The sequence below is a fragment of the Macellibacteroides fermentans genome (assembly GCF_013409575.1).
GTDB lineage: Bacteria > Bacteroidota > Bacteroidia > Bacteroidales > Tannerellaceae > Macellibacteroides > Macellibacteroides fermentans.
In genome coordinates, this window is the sequence record NZ_JACCCY010000003.1 from 415,764 (window position 1) to 436,757 (window position 20,994).

Here is a 20,994-nt window from a genome sequence, read left to right on the forward strand (position 1 = left end):
AAGAAAGAGTCAAACCCTTACTTTTTTCTGTTTGAACCCGGAGGCTGAGGCATAAACGGGCTCTTCTCTCCTGCCGGAGCTACCGTCGCTTCTGCCATGGAAGTAAGACTTACAACAACCTCTTCGCCTTCCTTCAAACCATCTGTTACCTCGGTTACACTTCCATTCGTGATTCCTACTGTTACCAATCTGGGGGTTAACACCATCCCCTTCTTCTGCCAGACTAATTTCTTACCGGCTGTAACAGCAGGCAATTTATCGGCAAGCGTGATTCCCAACGGTTCAAGAAGTGACGCATCCGGAACAAAGCGAAGTGCCTTGGATGGAACTGTAAGAATATTTGTACGTTCCAGTGTATAAATTGTAATATTGGCAGTAAGACCGGGTTTCAACTTCAAATCGGGATTCGGAGCATTGATTACCACTTCGTAGGTAACGACGTTTGAGGTGGTGGTTGCCTCAAGTCTGACCTGTGTAACCTGCCCTTCAAAAACATCGTTGGGATAGGCATCTACAGTAAATGAAACACGTTGTCCTTCCTCAACCTGACCTATATCCGCCTCATCTACGTTGGCAATCACCTCCATTTGTGTCAAATCGTTTGCAATCGTAAACAGCGTTGGAGTACTGAACCCAGCTGCAACAGTCTGCCCCTCTTCCACCGCTCTAGATATAACAACACCGTCAATGGGGATGTGATTGTAGCATAACCCAGATTCCGTTTTACTTTTACTAGATCGGCTTTATTCCCTTCGTAGGTATTTTTTGCTTTTTCATAATTGTAGACAGCCGTTTCATAGTCGGTATCGCTAATCAGCTTCTTTTCGTATAACGTTTTGCTCCGTGCAAAATTCTTCTGCTGATATTCATATTCAGTCTTACTGCTGGCCAAAGCTGATTGCTTACTGGCAAGTTCACTTTGTAAAGTTACTTTATCCATTTCAGCCAATAGTTGTCCTTTTTTTATCTGGCTGTTAAAATCGACATATATTTTATCGATAATACCCGATACCTGTGTTCCGACTTCGACTACGGTTATCGGCTCGACAGTACCCGTAGCCGTAACCATGGTATTGATTGAATTCCGGACTACCTTCCCTGTTTCCAGGGTCATTCTGTCTTTGGTTTTTCCTCCTTGCAATAAGAAATAAGCACCGATGGCAATAACAGCTACGATCCCTACACCTGTTATGATCCTTTTATTCTTCATATGCCTTGCTATTATATTGTTCTTTAATATGGTCAGTCTGCTTTTGAGTTTTTTTAAAAGGGGTAGTATATTGCAGCTACCCCTGTTTAAAAGCCTTTTCACAAAGACTTCAAACAAAAAAGAGAGTGAAATGAAATAATTAATAATTTATATCAATCGGTTTCTTCTGGTAGAAGTTCAACAGCTGAATACTCAGTATAGACATATACTTGCTCTGCAACACTTCTTGCTGAGCTGTAAGTAAATTGGTCTTTTCCGTAAGCAGCTCCAATGTATTTTTCATTCCCAGATAAAACTGCTCCTCTGTGAGTTTATAACTTTCTTCAACAGATTTAAGTCGTTCAATCGCCGAGGTATACTGATTTTGAGAAGAAATTGCATCCAGGTAGACTCCCTCGACAGTCTTTAACAGCTCCTTTTCAGCATTTAGGAAGTCAAGCTGACTGCTTTCGTATGCCAACTGGGCCTTTTCGACTGCCGATTTATTTTCGCGGTTGGAAAAAATAGGGATACTCAATGTAACTCCTATACTTTGGTTGAATTTGTTCCACATCTGACTTCCGAAGGAGTAATCCGTGCCGGAAAGATGACCGGTTCCTAAACCGGCATTTAGGGATAAAGACGGCAGGTATCCTGCTTTGGCTTTTTTCTTTTCCAATTCGGCAACGGAAATATTCATACGGCTGCTTTTTATCTGTGGCATCACACTCAGGGAGGTTTGATAAACAGTCTGCTTATCGGGAAGGGGACTAAGTACATCTTCCGAACTTAACTGGGGGATCTGTAAAAAAATCTCCTCGTTGATATTTAATTCCAGCAATTGCTTCAATTGCAGTTTATAATTTTCCAGGTTAGTCTGGGCTACAACAAGCTGGTATTTGTCCGTACTAAGCTGCGATTCCATCTGTGCCATGTCTGTACGCGAAATTGAGCCGGCCTTCAGCAATTCGGCAGAACGATCCCGTTGCGCCGCCGAGACTTCAACCGTATTCTCGTTTATCCGGACTGCTTCGTACGCATATAAAACCTGTAAATAGGTTTGAGTAATTGCAATCTCAATATCATCTTCACTCTGTTCAATACCCAGTTCCTGCATCTGGGTTTGGAGCTGCTGTTGTTTGATCGCAGTGGTTCGTTTGCCTCCATCAAAAAGTTTCAGGTTTGCATTCAGGGTATAATTCCCCGAATAAGAGGTATGTGTTGCCACTTCATTTGAAGGATAATTAACCAGTCCCTGTGTTACCGATGCTGTAAGAGACGGAAAAAGCTGGGCTTTGGCTGTTTTGGTATCCACTTTAGTCTCTTCAAGCGCGATCTTACTTTTCTTTACTTGAATATTATGCTCCAATGCATAATCAAGACAGCCTTTGAGTGTCCATTGGGTTGGTTTCTCCTGTGCCTGTGTTCCAAATGGAACACTAATCAACAGGGATAAAAGAATAAGCATGTATTGTTTCATATTGCTTCTGTATTTTCTTACGGAAGCAAAACTACTTTAACAAAAAAGCTCAACCAATTAAATTATAAGTAGCGCCCTATTTCATAGACAAACGACCTTTTAATCCCGACAAATCGAGTAGGAGGAAAACAAAAGTAGTTTTCTTCCTACTTTTGTTTTCCGACCTCTCCCACCACCGTACATGCCGTTCGGCATACGGCGGTTCTTTAATTACGATGCAGACGGCGATATAATCTCATTATTTGTGGATAACCTGCTCGGTCTAGACTCTCATCTGTAATTGCCCGATGCAGCACCCAGCTGTTGGCTATGTGCCAGTATCCTTTACGGGTATTAGCCCATTGCCAAGCCTGATGTTTGTTTATACCACATTTCTGGAGATTATGTGACTTCGTGCTGATTTTCTTCCAACTCTTCCATATATACGTCCTTAGCCTGCGACGATACCAACCATCCGTCTTTTGGATAAATTGGTTCATGTCTGCTAAACGGTAGTAAGTTAGCCAGCCTCGTACGTATTGTGACAATCGTTGCTTTAGCCATGCATAACCTTTTCCATTGTTTCGTTTGGTTATTTGTTTGAGCGTGCGTTTGAACTTTTCTTGACTTGTACGGTGGGTGCGTAGACCGCACTTGCCTTTGGACCTTCAGTAGAATGAGTAGCCAAGGTATTTCATGCCTCGAACATCTCCAATGATGGTCTTTTCCATATTCACTTTAAGGAAGAGTTTCTTCTCTAAATAGGTGGATATACTGTCTCGTACTCGTTCTGTGGCTCGCTTGCTTTTAACCAAAATCAGACAATCGTCTGCGTAGCGTACAAATGGATGACCTCGGCGAGACAACTCTTTATCAAGCTCATTCAGCAAGATATTGCTTAGAATCGGGCTTAACGGACCCCCTTGAGGAACTCCCTCCTCGGTTGATTCATACTTATGAGCAACCATTACGCCGGCTTTGAGATAGTGATGGATAAGTGAAATTACCCGTCCATCTTTGATTGTCCGTGACAACACCTCTATCAGCTTGCTATGGTTTACTGTATCGAAGAATCGTTCCAAGTCAAGGTTTATGCAGTAATGATACCCATTGTCTGCATATTCCTGCACCCGCTTCAGCGCATCGTGGGCGCTGCGGTTTGGGCGGAAGCCAAAACTGTTGTCATTGAACTCTCGTTCGTATATCGGTATCAACACTTGGCTTATAGCCTGTTGGATGAACCGGTCAACAACCGTAGGGATACCGAGTTGACGTGCCTTGCCGTTGTCCTTGGGGATATCGACACGACGGACCGGATTGGGCCGGTACTTACCCTTTAGTAGCTGCTCTATCAATTCGTCTTTGTGGAGGTTTAGGTATGGCAACAGTTCGCTCGTTCCCATCTTATCGACACCTCCGGATCCGTCATTCCCTATTACTTGCCGATAAGATCGATTTAAGTTTTCGGGACTCAGGATAAGTTCCAACAAATTGGTTGTGCCTATCTGCACTTCCACTAGGTTTTCACCTATTATCCTCATAAAAGTCTGCGCTCCATCATACCCTTCGGATTCCGTCCTATTCATCTGATGGCAGCCAACAGATTCTGTTGTTTGCTGCATTGTTTCTTCCATTTGGTAATAATGTAATAATTCCAGTTTAATTAAAGTTCAGTCCTTCACCAGGTTGTCGATGTTTTTTTCCCTTCCCGGTTACTATGACCTCTGCTGACTTCTCACGGTTCGTTGTTACTGCTCGGATGACCTCGCCCGTGAGATCTCCCCAGTTATGGACGTATTCTTTCAATCTTATACCTGCTTGATTTACTCCAAGTGTTCCGAACAGCTATCGGACTTTGTTTTGTATTGCAAACTAATCCACACTCGTGAGCCTTGGTATCAAGTTTCTGTTCGTCAGGCCAGATCTTTGCCGAAGACTTCCTTCAGATTACACCTCGCGATGAACACCCTTGTCGTTGGCTGGACGCTTCCCGCTGTTAGGGCGCGTTGGGGACTTACACCCGTTAGAATACGTTCGTGCTGGGCGAACAATAAAAAAGGTGGCCTCACCAAGAGACCACCTTCTATCTAACATTCCATCAAATTATTGACTACAATTTATGTATAACTTTCAGCATTTGTTCTCCCAGTCCAATCGTATATCCCTGCGAAACAAAAACTACCCGGCCGAATGTATCGGCAATCACAAATATAGGCAACGTATCTGCATTTGGCAGATTCATAGCATTTACAAGCATTTTCGAAATCTTGGCATCTGTATCGACTCCAAAGGTGATTGTCTTGGGTAAAGTACCGAATTCCTTGGCATCGAAATTTTTCAATTGCTGTTCGTTAGGGAACAATAGAACCATGCTACGCCCCCATGCTTCATATTCCTTTGCAAACTGGGCCAGGTCACGCAAAGCATGATTTGTAGGTTCCTGTCTTGCCCCAAGAATAGCTACCACAAAGTATCCCCGGCCGGTTGTTGACAAGATTGTCTGCTCTTTATCCGAATCTGCCGGACGATAGGAAGCTTCTGCATTAATACTGCCGATAACCTGTACTTCTTCCGTATTCTCCCTCATCTTAAGATCAATCTGTGTCGTTTTTCCTGCAACAACAGAGAAAAAAGTAACATTTGTAAGCACAGATCCATTGGCCATACGCGTACCTGTAATCAACATATAATTTCCTTCATCAAGATTGAGAGGCGTTTTCAGTAAAGCACTCCATGAATTTCCCATTCCCATATCTGCGCTGCCGCTTCGTTCGAAATTTAAAGTCTGCAGTTTGGCATCCGCTCCCAGCTTTGCAATGGTAAAATGGCTATAGTACTGCGGATCCTGTAATGATTTGATTGCTTTATAGGAAGCTGTTACTTTACCCTGTTTCGGATTATCCTGCAAATTACCGGTAAAATCTACATCGATCCATTGATTCTGATGATAGTACTGTACTTTTCCTGCAACAGGTTCAATTTGTGCCGGTATCCCCAGCGAACGGGCCATCGCAACAAAAAATACGTTTCGGGAATCTGTATCGGCTACCCGGGCTTTCCATACACCTAAAGGCATGATTGGAATACGTTGTGCATTCAATTCATCAGCCAGGCGGATGCTGTCGCTTACCCATTTCACCAATAGTTGAGGGTTCTCTTTCACTGACTGAATGAAAGAACTTTCAAATCCTGCAGCAAGAACTTTCTTATAAGGTGTAAGAAATTCATTTGCCACACGGGGATTCATAATATAAGTAGCAAATAATGAGGATGAATCAGCAGGCGTATTGTTCAGATGATCCTTCAATACGTCGGCAGGAGTGTCCCTTAGGTCCTTCGCCGAAATAACTCCCAGTAGTTCAAGAGCCAGCTCACGCTTTTCCTGAGGGGTTTCAATCAGGAACTGCTCAATCTCTTTCCAGTTACCCCGGCTACCCACTAAATAATCGGCTGTCTTAAGAGGATCTACACCCAACGCTTTGGCCAGTGAATCGGCCTTTTCGATGGAATAGAATGTCGACACATACGTATTTCTGATCTTATCTTCATCAAGCAGACGTTTTGCATTCGTTTCTTTCTGTTCTTCCGTTACTGTTGCAGGAATTGCGCCATCCACCGGCGGAACGATATCCATTTCGAAAGTTGTCTGATATCCGGGAGTCTTATCAAGTATAATTGTAATACTTTCCTCTTTTCCCATCGAAACCTTTCCATATCCAAACTTATTATCTTTCGATGCCCACACAAACAAATCTCCTTTACCAGAAGACAAGAAGCTTTTTCCTTCTTTATCCGTCTTTTTTGTGGCGACAGAATAAAATTCAGCGTAATTGTATATCTTAAATTCCACATCGGCTCCTTCAACCGGACTTCCGGATGCATCAACTACAGTCACATAGGCTTTGGCCGTAGGAGCATAGTTGTCTATCACATTAATTTCGGTATAGTTGGCCGTTACGCTCATTACCTCTTCCGGACCATTGTAACGTCCGAATGCTTTCGTATGCATCAACATTCCCCGGTAAGCCGGTCCGTTAAACCATCCGAGATCCAGTACCGGTTCCGGTTCGCAGGCACCCATAAAATGCCATTTTCCATCCACCCACGCTTCAACCCAGGCATGATTATCATCTGTATGAGCCCAACGGGGAGTATAAACCTGACGGGCCGGTATTCCCACAGCTCTTAAGGCTGCTACAGTAAATGTGGATTCTTCTCCACAGCGTCCGTAGGCTGTTTTTACCGAAGCCATCGGAGAGCTAGTTCTAGCATCCGAAGGTGTATAAACTACCTTTTCGTGGCACCAATGATTCACTTCAAGGATTGCATCGTGCAATGAAAGGTTTTTCACCCGGTCTTTCAGTTCATCATAGAAAACAATCCGGCTTTCATCCAGCGTTTCATTATTCACACGGATGGGGAGTACGAAATGTCTAAAAATATCTTCGGGGATTGAATCGCCCCAGGGCATTTCCTGCTGAGCCTTAAAGGTGGAACGTACACTTCGCAGGTACAGATCGCCCTCATAATCCGTAAGGTCTCCGATGGGCATGTAAGCATACAAGAATGTTAGCGCCTCTTTTTCCTTCAAGCTCAATGATTCGTTAAAAACGGCAAACAGATCTCCATCAGGCAATAGCCTTTGCTTTTCCTGAAAATCTTTTTCAACCTGCGATCGGTAGGCGTCGTCAGTTATAAAGTGTTTTTCGGAACATCCGGACAGAAGTAATACTGCCACCAGTAACAATAGTTGTATTTTTTGCATAGTCTAAATAAATAATTATGAGTGCCAAAAATAATAAAAACAGCCGAAATAACAGAAGCCGCCACAATATAATTCTTGTGGCGGCTTCCATATATGTAATAACAAAATTGTCTTCCTGTTACATTGCTGAAATCTCAACAAGTTCCATTTCAAAAATCAATGTCGAATAAGCCGGAATTTCTCCTTGTCCAGTTTTTCCGTATCCTAATTCCTGCGGAATCCAAACCTCCCATTTATCACCCACATGCATATGTTGCAGAGCCACCGTCCATCCCAGGATAGTCTGTCCGGCAACAAGTGTCGTGAAAGGAGAGCCGTCTTCAAATAGCTTTTGGTCGAACTTAGTACCATCAACCAGCGATCCTTTGTAGTACACTTTCACCGTACTTGTGTACAAAGGCTGTTTACCAGTTCCTGCTTTTAGAACTTTATAGTAGATACTGCCTTCCTTTCCCTGAGATTCGATACGGTTATAGCCCGCCTCAAATGCCTTCGCATTAAAAGCCTCTTCGTTCTTGAGCTTCCAGGCCTCATCAATAACCTCTTCGTTGTCATCACTACATGACGAAGCCGATAAGACAAAGCAGAACATCACAAGAAGTATGTGCCAATATTTTTTCATTCGTTTATTTTTTTGAAAAGTGATTTCATATTAACCTTTTCCGAAATAATATCGTGCAGCTTATTGATAGGAACACGTTCCTGCAACATGGTATCACGGAAACGGATTGTTACACAATTATCGTTCAACGTATCATGGTCAACCGTAATACAGAAAGGAGTACCTATGGCATCCTGACGACGGTAACGTTTACCGATGGAATCTTTTTCATCGTACTGACAACGGAAATCAAACTTCAGATCGTTTATGATTTCGTTGGCCTTTTCAGGAAGTCCATCTTTCTTTACCAATGGCATTACAGCAAGCTTAACAGGAGCAACCTGAGCTGGCAATTTCAGAACCACACGGGTTTCGCCATTTTCCAAAGTCTCTTCACAATACGAACCGGCCAGAACACTAAGGAACAGGCGGTCTACCCCAATAGAGGTTTCAATTACATACGGTGTATAGCTCTTATTCAATTCAGGATCGAAATACTGCATTTTCTTGCCTGAAAATTTCTCATGCTGACTTAAGTCGAAATCTGTACGGCTGTGTATACCTTCCACCTCTTTGAATCCGAAAGGCATTTCAAATTCAATATCTGTAGCGGCATTGGCATAGTGAGCCAGCTTGTCGTGGTCATGATAACGGTACTTCTGATCACCCAATCCCAACGCTTTGTGCCAGTTCAGACGGGCTTGCTTCCATTTGGCAAACCAATCCAGCTCTTCTCCCGGACGAACAAAGAATTGCATCTCCATCTGCTCGAATTCACGCATACGGAAAATGAACTGACGAGCCACAATTTCGTTACGGAATGCTTTACCGATCTGTGCAATACCAAACGGAATTTTCATACGGCCGGTTTTCTGCACATTCAGGAAATTAACAAAAATACCCTGAGCAGTTTCGGGACGAAGGTACACCTTCATGGCGCCGTCGGCTGTAGATCCCATTTCGGTAGAAAACATCAGATTGAACTGACGTACATCGGTCCAGTTTCTGGTACCTGATATAGGACATACTATTTCGCATTCGATGATAAGATCACGAAGGTCTTCAAAATTGGCATCGTTCAGGTCTTTTGCAAAGCGGGCATGTACTTCATCCCTTTTAGCCTGGTTTTCAAGCACCCTTGGATTTGTAGCACGGAACTGTGCCTCATCAAACGATTCACCGAAACGTTTGGCCGCTTTGGCAACCTCTTTGTCAATCTTCTCGTCAAGTTTAGCCAGATAATCTTCAATCAAAACATCTGCGCGATAACGTTTTTTAGAATCCTTGTTATCAATCAAAGGATCGTTAAAGGCATCCACATGGCCAGAAGCTTTCCAGATAGTAGGATGCATAAAGATAGCAGAATCAATCCCCACAACGTTGTCGTTCAGCAAGGTCATGCTATCCCACCAATATTTCTTCAGATTGTTTTTAAGTTCAACTCCCATCTGTCCATAATCGTACACTGCCCCTAAGCCGTCGTAGATTTCTGAGGACGGGAATACGAATCCGTATTCTTTACAGTGCGAAACTAACTTCTTAAATACATCTTCTTGTGCCATATTACGCAGTATAAAAATTATTCTAACTTTAAAGCATGCAAAGTAAGTGATTTTTTTCGATTATGTTCGTATATTTGCCAAAGCATGAGCTAAATTTAGCATTATATATGAGACCGGAAGATATTACAGAGCTGAACGACAACGAAGACAACAAGGAAAATGAAGTGGAGTTAACCGAAAACGACAATCAGGAAACCTCCACCCATTCAGAATATAAAATACCTGGAAAAACAGAAGGAAGAGTATCATATCACCTTTCCGGCATGTATCAGGACTGGTTCCTTGATTATGCTTCGTATGTGATATTGGAACGTGCTGTACCTCATATAAATGACGGATTAAAGCCGGTTCAACGACGGATCCTTCACTCCATGAAGCGTCTGGACGACGGCCGCTACAATAAAGTGGCAAACATTGTTGGTCACACCATGCAGTTCCACCCGCACGGAGACGCATCCATTGGTGATGCCCTCGTACAGTTGGGACAAAAAGATTTGTTGATTGATTGCCAGGGAAACTGGGGGAATATACTTACAGGTGATGGTGCTGCTGCGCCCCGTTACATTGAAGCCCGCTTATCCAAATTTGCTCTTGAAACGGTTTTCAATCCTAAAACAACTCACTGGCAGCAATCGTATGACGGACGCAATAAGGAACCTATCACCCTGCCGGTCAAGTTTCCACTTCTGCTGGCTCAGGGAGTGGAGGGTATCGCTGTAGGTCTGGCATCAAAAATCCTGCCGCATAACTTCAACGAACTGCTGGATGCCAGTATAGCCTATCTGCAAGACAGACCATTTATCCTATATCCCGATTTTCAGACGGGGGGATCTATCGATATATCCAAGTACAACGATGGCGAACGGGGAGGTTCCGTTAAGGTGAGGGCCAAGATTTCCAAACTTGATAATAAAACGCTTGTTATCAGCGAAATCCCCTATGGAAAAACAACGTCTACCATCATTGAGTCAATCCTGAAAGCGAACGACAAGGGGAAAATAAAGATCAAGAAGGTCGACGATAATACAGCCCGTAATGTGGAGATTCTCGTTCACCTTGCGCCGGGCGTATCCTCGGATAAGACGATTGATGCGCTGTATGCATTTACGGACTGTGAAATCAGTATATCGCCCAATTGCTGCGTAATCAGAGACAACAAACCTCATTTCCTGGGTGTAAGTGAAGTCCTGCGCCATTCGGCAGACGACACCCTCCACTTGCTGCGAACTGAACTGGAAATTGAGAAAGCCGAGCAGGAAGAGGCTCTGTTTTTTGCATCGCTGGAGAAAATCTTCATCGAAGAGCGGATTTACAAGGACAAGGAATTTGAGAATTCGAAAGACATGGACGAGGCTGTAGCACATATTGATATGCGTCTAACCCCGTTCAAACCATCGTTTATTCGGGAAGTTACCCGCGAAGACATTCTCAAGCTGATGGAGATCAAGATGGGCCGTATCCTGAAATTCAATTCGGACAAAAGTGAAGCCTTTATCGCTCAGACGAAAGAGGCAATCAACAAAATAGATTACCACCTGAATAATATCGTTCAATATACGGTGGATTGGTTTGCCATGCTGAAAGAAAAATACGGCAAGAACTATCCCCGAATGACCGAAATTCGCAATTTTGACACAATTGAGGCTTCCAAGGTTGTGGAGGCAAACGAGAAATTATACATTAACAGGGAAGAGGGATTCATCGGAATGAGTCTGAAGAAAGATGAATTCGTATGCAATTGCTCCGACATCGATGATATTATTATTTTCTTCCGCGACGGAACCTACAAAGTGGTCAAGGTTTCGGACAAAATGTTTGTGGGAAAGAACGTTCTCTATCTGAATGTATTTAAGCGGAACGACAACCGCACCATATACAACGTAATTTACCGGGATGGCAAAACGGCTCCGCATTACATCAAAAGATTTGCGGTTACCGGAGTAACGCGCGACAAGGACTACGATCTAACCAAAGGCACTCCAGGCTCAAGGATTGTGTATTTTAGTGCAAATCCCAATGGAGAAGCAGAAACGGTTAAGGTTATCTTAAAACCCAAACCCCGTCAGAAGTTACTTGTATTCGAAAAAGACTTCAGTTCAATTGCAATCAAGGGACGTGCCTCCATGGGTAATCTGCTCACTAAAGCCGAGGTGCATAAAATTACACTGAAGCAAAAAGGCAGCTCCACTCTGGGGGGAAGGCAGGTCTGGTTCGACAGAGACGTACTCCGGTTAAACTACGACGGCAGAGGAGAGGCTTTGGGCGAGTTCCTGAGCGACGACCTGATTCTGGTAATTTGCCGGAATGGCGACTTCTTCACAACCAATTTTGACCTGAGCAATCACTATGAAGATAATATCCTCATTATAGAAAAATTCGACTCGTCGAAGGTGTGGACTGCCGCACTGTGGGATGCCGACCAGAAGTACAATTACCTGAAACGGTTCCAGCTGGAATCAAGTTCGCGTAAGCAAAACTTTTTGGGCGAGAATACAGAAAGCAGGCTCTTGCTTCTTACCGATGAAACCTATCCGCGCATCGAAGTCATATTTGGCGGACACGACAGCTTCAGGGAAACCCTGGTGTTGGATGCCGAAGAATTTATTGCGGTAAAAGGATTTAAAGCAAAAGGAAAACGCATCTCAACTTACGAGGTTGAAACCGTAAATGAACTTGAACCGGTTCGTTTCCCTCAGGAAAACAAGGATACAAGTGAAACGGTTGAAGAGGATGAGGAAAATTTGGACGATAAAAGCAATACAGATATTCTGGATGAAATAACGGGACAGATGAAACTATTTGATGAATAAAGCCTATGAAGCGTATAGTCAGCCTTCTGATCATAACTCTTTATCTTTCGTCTTCGCTTACAGCCCAGGAAGACAAAGGAGAACAACCATGGTCCGTCAATGAAGCAACCCTTGTGGGTGCGGGTGGGTATAATATTAAAGACTCCTACCTTTCTCCCCTCAAGTACACCGGATGGGGACTGAGAATTCTTAATGAAAGGATGAAGATGACAAGGCTGGCCAATTACAACGTATCCCGGCAACAGTTTATCAATCTGGATCTTGCATTTACCCGTAATCCGGCCGAAACAGCTTCCTCCTTTGCGGGGTTTGCCGATTATAGCTTAGGATATCATTACCACTTCCTGCCCGACCCAAATCTCAAGATACTTACCGGTGCTTCTCTTAAAGGATTATTCGGTTTTATTTACAATACAAGAAATGGAAACAATCCGGCTTCTGCCAAGGCAGAGATTGACCTGAATCTCTCGGCCATGGCTATCTATAGGCTTCAGCTGAAAGAGTATCCGGTAACCTTACGTTATCAGGTAGAAATCCCGCTATCCGGAGTCATGTTCTCTCCACATTTCGGACAATCTTATTACGAAATATTCAATTTGGGAAATAACGATGGTGTCGTGCTATTCAGCTCACTGCACAACAAATTCGGCATACGCAATTACCTTACGGCCGACTTTCCGGTTGGTAATTTCACAATCCGGGCCGGCTACCTCAATTCCTATTACAATACAGATGTAAATGGGATACAGAGTCACATCGTATCTCATTCGTTTCTTATCGGTTTTGTAAAAGAATTTGTATCTTTTGGCGGTAAAAAGCTTAAGAAGACTAACAGCTATAACAGTGCCTATTATTGAGATAATGAAAAAAAGCATACCATATTGCCTGCTTCTCCTTGTGTCGTTCTGGCTGTTTTCGTGTGAGAAAGCCGACGAGTACTCTTCTGCTCCGAGGGAAAACTTCGAAGCTCTCTGGAAAATCATGGACGAACACTACTGTTTCTTTGAATATAAGGATGTAGATTGGAACGATGTGTATGCCCGTTACAGCGTGCAGGTTACCGACACCATGAAGCAAGATCAGCTATTCAAATTGCTTGGCGAAATGCTGAATGAACTAAAAGACGGTCACACGAATCTTATCTCCTCCTTTGATGTAAGCCGGTACTGGAAATGGTATGAAGACTATCCTGCTAATTTCTCGGAAGATATTCAGGAAAACTACCTCGGAACCGATTACATGATTGCGGGTGGAATGAAATACAAGAAACTTTCCAAAGATGTTGGCTACATTTATTACGGAAGCTTCTCCAATGCCGTTGGGGAGACCAACCTGGACTATATTTTAATGTATTTCAAAGATTGCAAGGCAATTATTCTGGACGTTCGGGATAACGGAGGAGGTTCGTTAACCTATTCCGACAGGATCGCTGCACGCTTCCTTGATAATAAAATTACAACCGGTTATATTTTACATAAAACAGGAACCGGGCACAACGATTTCTCCAGACCTTACGAACTTACCCTCATCCCGTCCGAACGTGTACGGTGGCTGCGTCCGGTGGTTGTACTCACCAACCGACATTGCTTTAGTGCAACAAACGATTTTGTGAACAAGATGAAGATGATGCCTCACTCAACCATTCTTGGTGATCGCACCGGGGGGGGAAGTGGTTTTCCTTTCAATTCGGAACTTCCCAATGGATGGAGTGTCCGGTTTTCTGCCAGTCCGATGTTAAATGCAGCTATGGAGCATACCGAATTCGGAATCGATCCGGACGTGAAGGTCAATATGCTTACCGAAGACATGCAACGGGGTAAAGACACCCTAATTGAAGCTGCATTGCAGCTTATCGAACGGATGAACATTAAAATTTAAATCATATATTGAATAAAAATAACTCAAATACTTGTTTCTTTATAAAAAAGCATTACCTTTGCACCGCAATCAAGAGCGGCTGTGGCGTAATTGGTAGCCGCGCCAGACTTAGGATCTGGTGACGAGAGTCGTGGGGGTTCGAGTCCCTTCAGCCGCACAAACAGAAATCCTTGCAAGTTTACTTGCAGGGATTTTTTGTTATTCTTCGTCCTTAACCTGACCATCACCCGGAACAACTTCATCAGGGAGAATCTCATTGTCAGCAGTAACACCCTCTTCAATATACTCTTTTTTGAAAATATCGACACAAAGAATAAACACCGATATTAATAATGGCCCGAATATAATGCCCATAAATCCGAATAAGGAAAGACCGATAATCACCCCAAAAATTGTTATCAAAGGATGAGTATCCGCAATCTTTTTCTGCAAGACAAAACGAATCAGGTTATCGATATTGGTAATTATGATCAACGAATAGGCCAGCAGACCGATTGCATTACCCCATTCGCCGGTTAAGAATAGATAAATAACGAGGGGTACCCACACCAATGCAGTACCAACCACAGGAATAATGGTAGCCACACAGGTAAGCACACAAAAAAGCAATGCACTGGGAACACCGAATATAAGATAAGCAATAAGAGCAATTAGGCCTTGAATAATACCCAATAACGGAATACCGATGGCATTGGATCTCACTATTACATTGATTTCGTTCAGCACATTCCGCTTTTCCCTGTCATTGAAGGGCAACAGATCATACACGTAATTTTCCATCTCCTTCCCTCCTATCAACATAAAGAACAGGACGAAAAGCAACGTCACCATATTCACGGCAAATCCACTTAAACTCCCCACCAACACCTGTCCGATATTAGGCAACAGTCCAAGCACCATATCAATATTCTTCTTGTCAAATAAATTGTATCCCGTCTTAATCCGGATCAGGTCGGCAATATGCTCGGCAGTACGTAACAATGAAGCAGTGTCCAGATTCAGGTGCTGAAGCTTATTTACCAACAACCACACTACAAAAAACAAAGGAATCAGAAAACAGAGAACAGCCTCGGCCAATAAAAGAAGAGCCACCCTGTTTTTTTTGAATCCCTTCTTTACAACCAGAAAAAGCATCTGCTTTCTCAACAGGATATAAATGGTGAAAGCACCTAAGATTCCGCCCAGGAAGGGAATAAATTCAATAAATAACACGATCCCCAGGGCAATAATAATTATAATCAGGGAATATTTCCAGTATTGTTCTTTAAAGCTCATAATATCAATTATTGTTGATGCATGTAAAAATACGATTATTCCATCAAAGGATAACATAAACAGCAACCGAATTACATTTTACAGTATTACATCAGATTCACCCTCCAAACTCCTGTGTAACAATCTTTATATTTGTTAAAATTAGCAAGAAAAAAGGAAACTGAAACCTTAAGTTACAACAAAAAACGCTTTTTTTTATTATTTTTGTAACATACGCATTGATAATAGGTATATTAACAGCCAACTATCAAAATTAGCCGGATAAAGCCGGTTTATACAAATTATCATTTAAATCATAAATTAAAGAATTGCCCATGTTACATAATGCCGAAGAAGTTTTATTAATCTGTTCAGTCATTTTATTTGTAAGTATCCTGGCCGGTAAAGCCGGCTTCAGAGTCGGATTGCCCGCCCTGCTATTATTTTTGGGAATAGGGATGCTCTTTGGAAGCGACGGTCTGGGTCTGCAGTTCAGCAATCCGCAGATTGCCCAGTTCATCGGGATGATTGCACTTAGTATCATCCTGTTTTCGGGAGGTATGGATACAAAACTATCCGAAATAAAACCGATTGCATCGCAAGGAGTTGTATTGGCAACGCTCGGGGTATTGGTAACTACCGCTATAACGGGATATTTTATATTCTGGCTTACAGGGCTGGTTGCCGGTTACGAAACACTGACACTGGCAGAATCATTACTAATGGCGGCTGTTATGTCGTCGACCGACTCAGCTTCTGTTTTTTCCATTCTGCGAAGCAAAGGGGTTTACCTCAAACAACGCCTTCGACCCACCCTCGAGCTGGAAAGCGGAAGTAACGACCCGATGGCCTATATGCTTACCATAATACTGATTGCCTATATCCAGAGTAACGGTATGAATTTTCTGGATGGAGCCATTTCGCTGGCCGTTCAGCTAATATTAGGTTTGATAGCAGGATACATCTTAGGAAAAGTATCGGTATGGATCATTAATAAGGTAAATGTAGAGAATCAATCCCTGTATCCGATACTTTTGCTGGCAGTCATTTTCTTCATCTTTTCAATCACATCGCTCTTAAAAGGAAACGGATATCTGGCTGTCTACATTGCCGGATTGGTGGTTGGAAACACGAAGATTATCCACAAGAAGAGTATTGTAACTTTCTTCGACGGATTCACCTGGTTATGGCAGATCGTAATGTTTATCACGCTGGGGTTGCTGGTTAACCCCCACGAACTGCTTCCTGTGGCTGGAATCGGACTGACGGTTGGTATTTTTATGATTATTTTCGCCCGACCGATAACCGTATTTCTTTGTCTGCTTCCTTTCCGGAATTTCACCACAAAAGCCAAGCTTTACATTTCGTGGGTTGGATTACGCGGAGCTGTTCCCATCATCTTTGCCACCTATCCATTGATAGCGGGCATCGAAAATGCCAACCTTATTTTTAACGTGGTATTCTTTATCACCATCCTTTCACTTTTGGTACAGGGAACAACTGTAACCCATGTTGCCAGGTGGTTGCATCTCACAGACGCTCCGGACAGGAAAGACGAATTCGGCATTGAGCTGCCGGAAGAGATAAAGTCGGCCATGAGCGAAATAGACATCACCAAAGAGGTGTTAAGTCACGGCAACAAACTGATGCAGCTCAAACTGCCCGATCACACATTGGCGGTTATGGTTAAAAGAGATGGGAAATATTTCATACCCAAGGGTAATACCGAACTGCACGAAAACGATAAGTTACTGATGATATCGGACAACGACGAAGCGTTGCTCCAATCGTACGAATCATTGGGTATAAAAGGTTTCACAATGAAAAAGAATTAATACCGACAAATTACGTACATTTGTGACAACAATATAACGGTTAACAATGGCAGCAAAGAAAGACAGAATCTTATGGGCAGATGATGAGATTGATCTATTAAAACCTCACATCCTGTTCCTGCAAGACAAAGGGTACGAAGTCGTACCTGTAGTAAGTGGACAAGATGCCATTGATTATTGTCGCGAGCAGACCTTCGATATTATCTTCCTTGATGAGAACATGCCCGGACTTACAGGGCTTGAGACGCTGGTATTCATCAAGGAGATTGCACCATCCGTACCGGTTGTAATGGTAACCAAAAGTGAAGAAGAAAGCATCATGAACCAGGCAATCGGCAATAAAATTGCCGATTACCTGATCAAGCCTGTCAACCCCAACCAATTACTTCTTTCAATAAAAAAGAATGTGCACCAGCAGGTTATTATTTCCGAAACCACAACGGTTGGTTATCAACAGGAATTTAACCGGATCGGCATGCAGATAAACGACTCGCTTACGGCAAACGACTGGGTGGAGGTATACAAGAAGCTGGTTTATTGGGAACTGGAGTTGGAAAGCGGACAGGGACCGATGACCGACATGCTGCGTATGCAAAAGCAGGAAGCCAACCAGGCTTTCGGTAAATTCATTAAAAAGAATTATCTGGGATGGATGCAGGATTCTGCCAAGCGGCCCGAAATGAGTCCGGATCTATTCAAGCAAAGGGTATTCCCGATGCTGGACAATGAAGAGAAATTATTCTTTATCCTTATCGATAATTTCCGGCTGGACCAATGGCGCGTTGTAAAAGAGTTGTTGGCCGATTACTACACCTACGACGAATCCCTGTATTACAGCATCCTTCCCACGGCAACCCAATATGCGCGTAACGCCATATTTTCGGGACTTATGCCTCAGCAGATAGCCAAGATGTTTCCGGAACTATGGGTGGACGAGGACAGCGAAGAGGGTAAAAACCTGAACGAAGCCCCGCTCATTCAGACACAGATAGAGCGGTTCCGCAAAAAATATTCATTTTCCTATACCAAGGTGTACGACTCCGAGCATGGCGAAAAGCTAATATCCTCCCTGCCCCAGTTGCTTCACAACCAACTGAACGTAGTGGTGCTCAATTTTGTGGACATGCTTTCGCACGCCCGTACTGAAAGTAAAACCATCCGCGAACTGGCGCAGACCGAAGCAGCCTACCGGAGTCTTACCCGCTCCTGGTTCCAGCACTCTTCCACCCTCGAGCTTTTTAAACGGATTGCAGAGAAGGGCTATAAGGTAGTTCTTACTACAGACCACGGTACAATCAGGGTAAACGAAGCGGTAAAAGTGATTGGCGACAAACATACTACTACCAATTTACGGTATAAAGTGGGAAAAACGCTGAACTATAATCCGCGCGAAGTGTTTGAAATTAATGATCCGGGAAAGGCGGGACTCCCCTCTCCCAACATCAGCAGTAAATATATTTTCGCCATGAACGATAGTTTTATGGCATATCCGAATAATTACAATTATTACGTTTCATATTATAAAAACACCTTTCAGCATGGAGGTATCTCACTCGAGGAGATGATAATACCTTTCGTTGTGCTGGATCCCAAAAGATAACAGTATAAAAAAAGATGACAACTATTCAGATTAACAGTTTAGATTCTATCCGCGAATCGGCAAAGGCTTTTCTGGCGGCAATGGACGATCGTACGGTATTTGCCTTTCATGGTCAGATGGGCGCAGGTAAGACAACCTTCATCAAGGCCATCTGTGAAGAACTTGGCGTTGAGGATGTTATCAACAGCCCCACATTCGCTATCATCAACGAATACCGTTCCGAAACTACCGGCGAGCTTATCTATCACTTTGATTTCTACCGCATCAACAAACTGAGCGAAGCCGAAGATATCGGAACAGAAGATTACTTCTATTCGGGCGCCCTTTGTTTCATCGAATGGCCCGAGAAGATCGAAGACCTGTTGCCGGGCGACGTAGTGGAGGTTACAATCAAAGAAAACCCGGACGGTACACGTACCGTAGAAATAAACTAAGACCATGGGCCCCTCAGAGTATTTTATCCTGGTAATCTTTATCGCATTGGGACTGTTTTCACTTACAGCAGCCATCCTGAACATCGATTGGTATTTCAAAACCAGTGGAGCTGCCACGTTCATTAAATTATTCGGCCGTCAAGGAGCCCGTATATTTTATGGACTCCTTGGGTTGGCACTCATTGCCTGTGGGGTATGCGGTTTACTCTATTGGTAAAATTCATATCAAATAATTAGCATGCAAGAAACAAAAAACACCGGAGGTATACGTTCGTTTAGTCGGAACTTCTGGACTGTCATTCTCATGGAGCTCTTCGAGCGGGGCTCGTACTACGGCGTTATGTCTGTGTTATCCGTCTATCTGGTACTGGGTATCGATCAGGGCGGATTAGGATTTTCGAAAGAGAGTGTGGGTGTTATAAAGAGCACCATCACACCGCTTCTGTACATCCTGCCCATACTTTCGGGGGCGATTGCCGACAGATACGGATATAAGAAGGTGCTTACCTTTGCTTTTCTCGTGATGTCTACCGGCTATTTCCTTACCAGCTTAAGCACAACCTACACCTTTGTGTTCGCAAGTCTTCTGCTGATGGTGGTGGGAGCCGGCTGCTTCAAACCCATCATTTCGGGCACCATTGCCAGAGAAACAAACGAAAGCAACTCCACCCTCGGATTTGGTATTTTCTACTGGTCCATCAACCTGGGAGCCTTTATTTTCCCGCTGTTGCTGGTACCTTATCTGAAGGCGATATCCTGGAACTACATATTTATTATGGCAGCGGTGGGAACCGGCTGGCTGTTCTTTCTGAACCTTTTCGTGTACAAAGAACCGGCCCGTCCGGCTGTTGCAGGGAAAGTGAGCGATATGCTCAAGAATGTGGTCCTGGTGCTTAAAGACATCCGATTTATGTCCATGATCCTAATATACAGCGGATTCTGGATTCTCTATTTTCAGATGTTCGACACCGTATTATGGTATCTTACGGAACATGTAGACGTTACTCCTGTGAATCAGGTCGTAAATAGGTTTCTGGGTCTCTTTACCGAGAATCCCGACTGGAAATTCGATGCAGAGCACGTAACCGTGATCAATGCCTTTGCCATTATTTCGTTGCAGCTGGTAGTATCTTCCATCGTAAAGCATACGCCGGCACTACCCACTATGATAACCGGATTGCTTATTGCTACCGCCGGAATGGCTTGCCTGGCTATATCAACCAGTGTGTGGATATTTATTGCCGGAATCTTTATTTTCAGCATTGGCGAAATGGTGGCTCACCCCAAGTTTATCTCCTATGTAGGTCTGATAGCCCCCGAAGATAAAAAAGCGTTGTATCTGGGCTACTCTTTTCTATATGGAGTGATAGGAAGCGGTATCGGTGGAATTCTGGGAGCTAAACTCTATGTACATTATGTAGACGAGCTCAACCAGCCGGACATGCTTTGGCTCATATTCTCCGGAATCGGACTGGTTACCATCTTCGGATTGATGGCTTACCATAAATTTTTGGCTCCAAGAAAATAGGGCGAAGCAAATACCAGCCACTTTACTCAAATCATAAAACAGTGAGGGATGTCTTAAATTAAAGACATCCCTCATTATT

At 43.5% G+C, this 20,994-nt stretch carries 14 protein-coding genes, 1 tRNA gene and 2 pseudogenes; 10 read left to right on the plus strand and 7 right to left on the minus strand.

Annotated features, from left to right (window positions below; translation table 11 throughout):
• Positions 1–17: 17 nt before the first annotated feature.
• The 3 genes and pseudogenes from F5613_RS11160 to ltrA all read right to left on the minus strand — a co-directional run bounded on the left by F5613_RS11160 (position 18) and on the right by ltrA (position 4,282).
• Positions 18–1,210, minus strand: a pseudogene (locus F5613_RS11160) (efflux RND transporter periplasmic adaptor subunit).
• A 139-nt stretch (positions 1,211–1,349) separates the two neighbouring features.
• Entirely contained in the window at positions 1,350–2,669 is a 1,320-nt protein-coding gene (locus F5613_RS11165; protein WP_179399806.1) for a TolC family protein, read from the minus strand.
• A 206-nt stretch (positions 2,670–2,875) separates the two neighbouring features.
• Positions 2,876–4,282, minus strand: a pseudogene (gene ltrA, locus F5613_RS11170) (group II intron reverse transcriptase/maturase).
• 154 nt (positions 4,283–4,436) lie between these two features.
• On the opposite strand from ltrA, the gene F5613_RS11175 reads away from it, so the two are divergent.
• A complete protein-coding gene (locus F5613_RS11175) occupies positions 4,437–4,739 on the plus strand; it encodes a hypothetical protein (RefSeq protein WP_179399807.1) in 303 nt (100 codons plus the stop codon).
• 19 nt (positions 4,740–4,758) lie between these two features.
• On the opposite strand, the gene F5613_RS11180 is transcribed toward F5613_RS11175, so the two are convergent.
• From F5613_RS11180 to F5613_RS11190, 3 genes are all read right to left on the minus strand, one after another.
• Positions 4,759–7,413, minus strand: coding sequence for a transglutaminase domain-containing protein (locus F5613_RS11180; RefSeq protein ID WP_179399808.1), 2,655 nt, complete (start codon positions 7,411–7,413; stop codon positions 4,759–4,761).
• A gap of 118 nt (positions 7,414–7,531) precedes the next feature.
• Positions 7,532–8,035, minus strand: coding sequence for an FKBP-type peptidyl-prolyl cis-trans isomerase (locus tag F5613_RS11185; RefSeq protein ID WP_179399809.1), 504 nt, complete (start codon positions 8,033–8,035; stop codon positions 7,532–7,534).
• Complete coding sequence (locus F5613_RS11190; protein ID WP_179399810.1) at positions 8,032–9,576, minus strand: glycine--tRNA ligase; 1,545 nt, start codon at positions 9,574–9,576, stop codon at positions 8,032–8,034. The genes F5613_RS11185 and F5613_RS11190 overlap by 4 nt, the downstream gene beginning before the upstream one ends.
• Positions 9,577–9,683: 107 nt before the next feature.
• On the opposite strand from F5613_RS11190, the gene F5613_RS11195 reads away from it, so the two are divergent.
• The 4 genes from F5613_RS11195 (at position 9,684) to F5613_RS11210 (ending at position 14,421) form a co-directional block, all read left to right on the plus strand.
• Entirely contained in the window at positions 9,684–12,386 is a 2,703-nt protein-coding gene (locus F5613_RS11195) for a DNA gyrase/topoisomerase IV subunit A (RefSeq protein WP_179399811.1), read from the plus strand.
• Positions 12,387–12,391: 5 nt separating this feature from the next.
• Positions 12,392–13,243, plus strand: a complete 852-nt coding sequence (locus F5613_RS11200) for a DUF3316 domain-containing protein (protein WP_179399812.1) — start codon at positions 12,392–12,394, stop codon at positions 13,241–13,243.
• Positions 13,244–13,247: 4 nt separating this feature from the next.
• Positions 13,248–14,264 (plus strand): S41 family peptidase, encoded by a 1,017-nt coding sequence (locus F5613_RS11205; RefSeq protein WP_179399813.1) that lies wholly within the window; start codon positions 13,248–13,250, stop codon positions 14,262–14,264.
• Positions 14,265–14,339: 75 nt separating this feature from the next.
• A tRNA-Leu gene (locus F5613_RS11210) sits at positions 14,340–14,421 on the plus strand.
• 41 nt (positions 14,422–14,462) lie between these two features.
• On the opposite strand, the gene F5613_RS11215 is transcribed toward F5613_RS11210, so the two are convergent.
• On the minus strand, positions 14,463–15,539 hold the full coding sequence (locus F5613_RS11215) for an AI-2E family transporter (RefSeq protein WP_179399814.1): 1,077 nt from the start codon (positions 15,537–15,539) through the stop codon (positions 14,463–14,465).
• 314 nt (positions 15,540–15,853) lie between these two features.
• Here F5613_RS11215 and F5613_RS11220 point away from each other — a divergent pair, with 314 nt between their 5' ends.
• Genes F5613_RS11220 through F5613_RS11240 form a run of 5 tightly spaced genes read left to right on the plus strand, consistent with a single transcriptional unit; the run spans position 15,854 to position 20,915 of the window.
• On the plus strand, positions 15,854–17,353 hold the full coding sequence (locus F5613_RS11220; protein ID WP_179399815.1) for a potassium/proton antiporter: 1,500 nt from the start codon (positions 15,854–15,856) through the stop codon (positions 17,351–17,353).
• A 46-nt stretch (positions 17,354–17,399) separates the two neighbouring features.
• Entirely contained in the window at positions 17,400–18,953 is a 1,554-nt protein-coding gene (gene porX, locus F5613_RS11225) for a T9SS response regulator signal transducer PorX (protein ID WP_179399816.1), read from the plus strand.
• Between the two features lie 14 nt (positions 18,954–18,967).
• Complete coding sequence (tsaE, locus tag F5613_RS11230) at positions 18,968–19,387, plus strand: tRNA (adenosine(37)-N6)-threonylcarbamoyltransferase complex ATPase subunit type 1 TsaE (protein ID WP_079682393.1); 420 nt, start codon at positions 18,968–18,970, stop codon at positions 19,385–19,387.
• 4 nt (positions 19,388–19,391) lie between these two features.
• Positions 19,392–19,604, plus strand: coding sequence for an immunity 17 family protein (locus tag F5613_RS11235; protein ID WP_079682392.1), 213 nt, complete (start codon positions 19,392–19,394; stop codon positions 19,602–19,604).
• A 21-nt stretch (positions 19,605–19,625) separates the two neighbouring features.
• Positions 19,626–20,915, plus strand: a complete 1,290-nt coding sequence (locus tag F5613_RS11240; RefSeq protein WP_139376559.1) for an MFS transporter — start codon at positions 19,626–19,628, stop codon at positions 20,913–20,915.
• Positions 20,916–20,994: the final 79 nt, after the last annotated feature.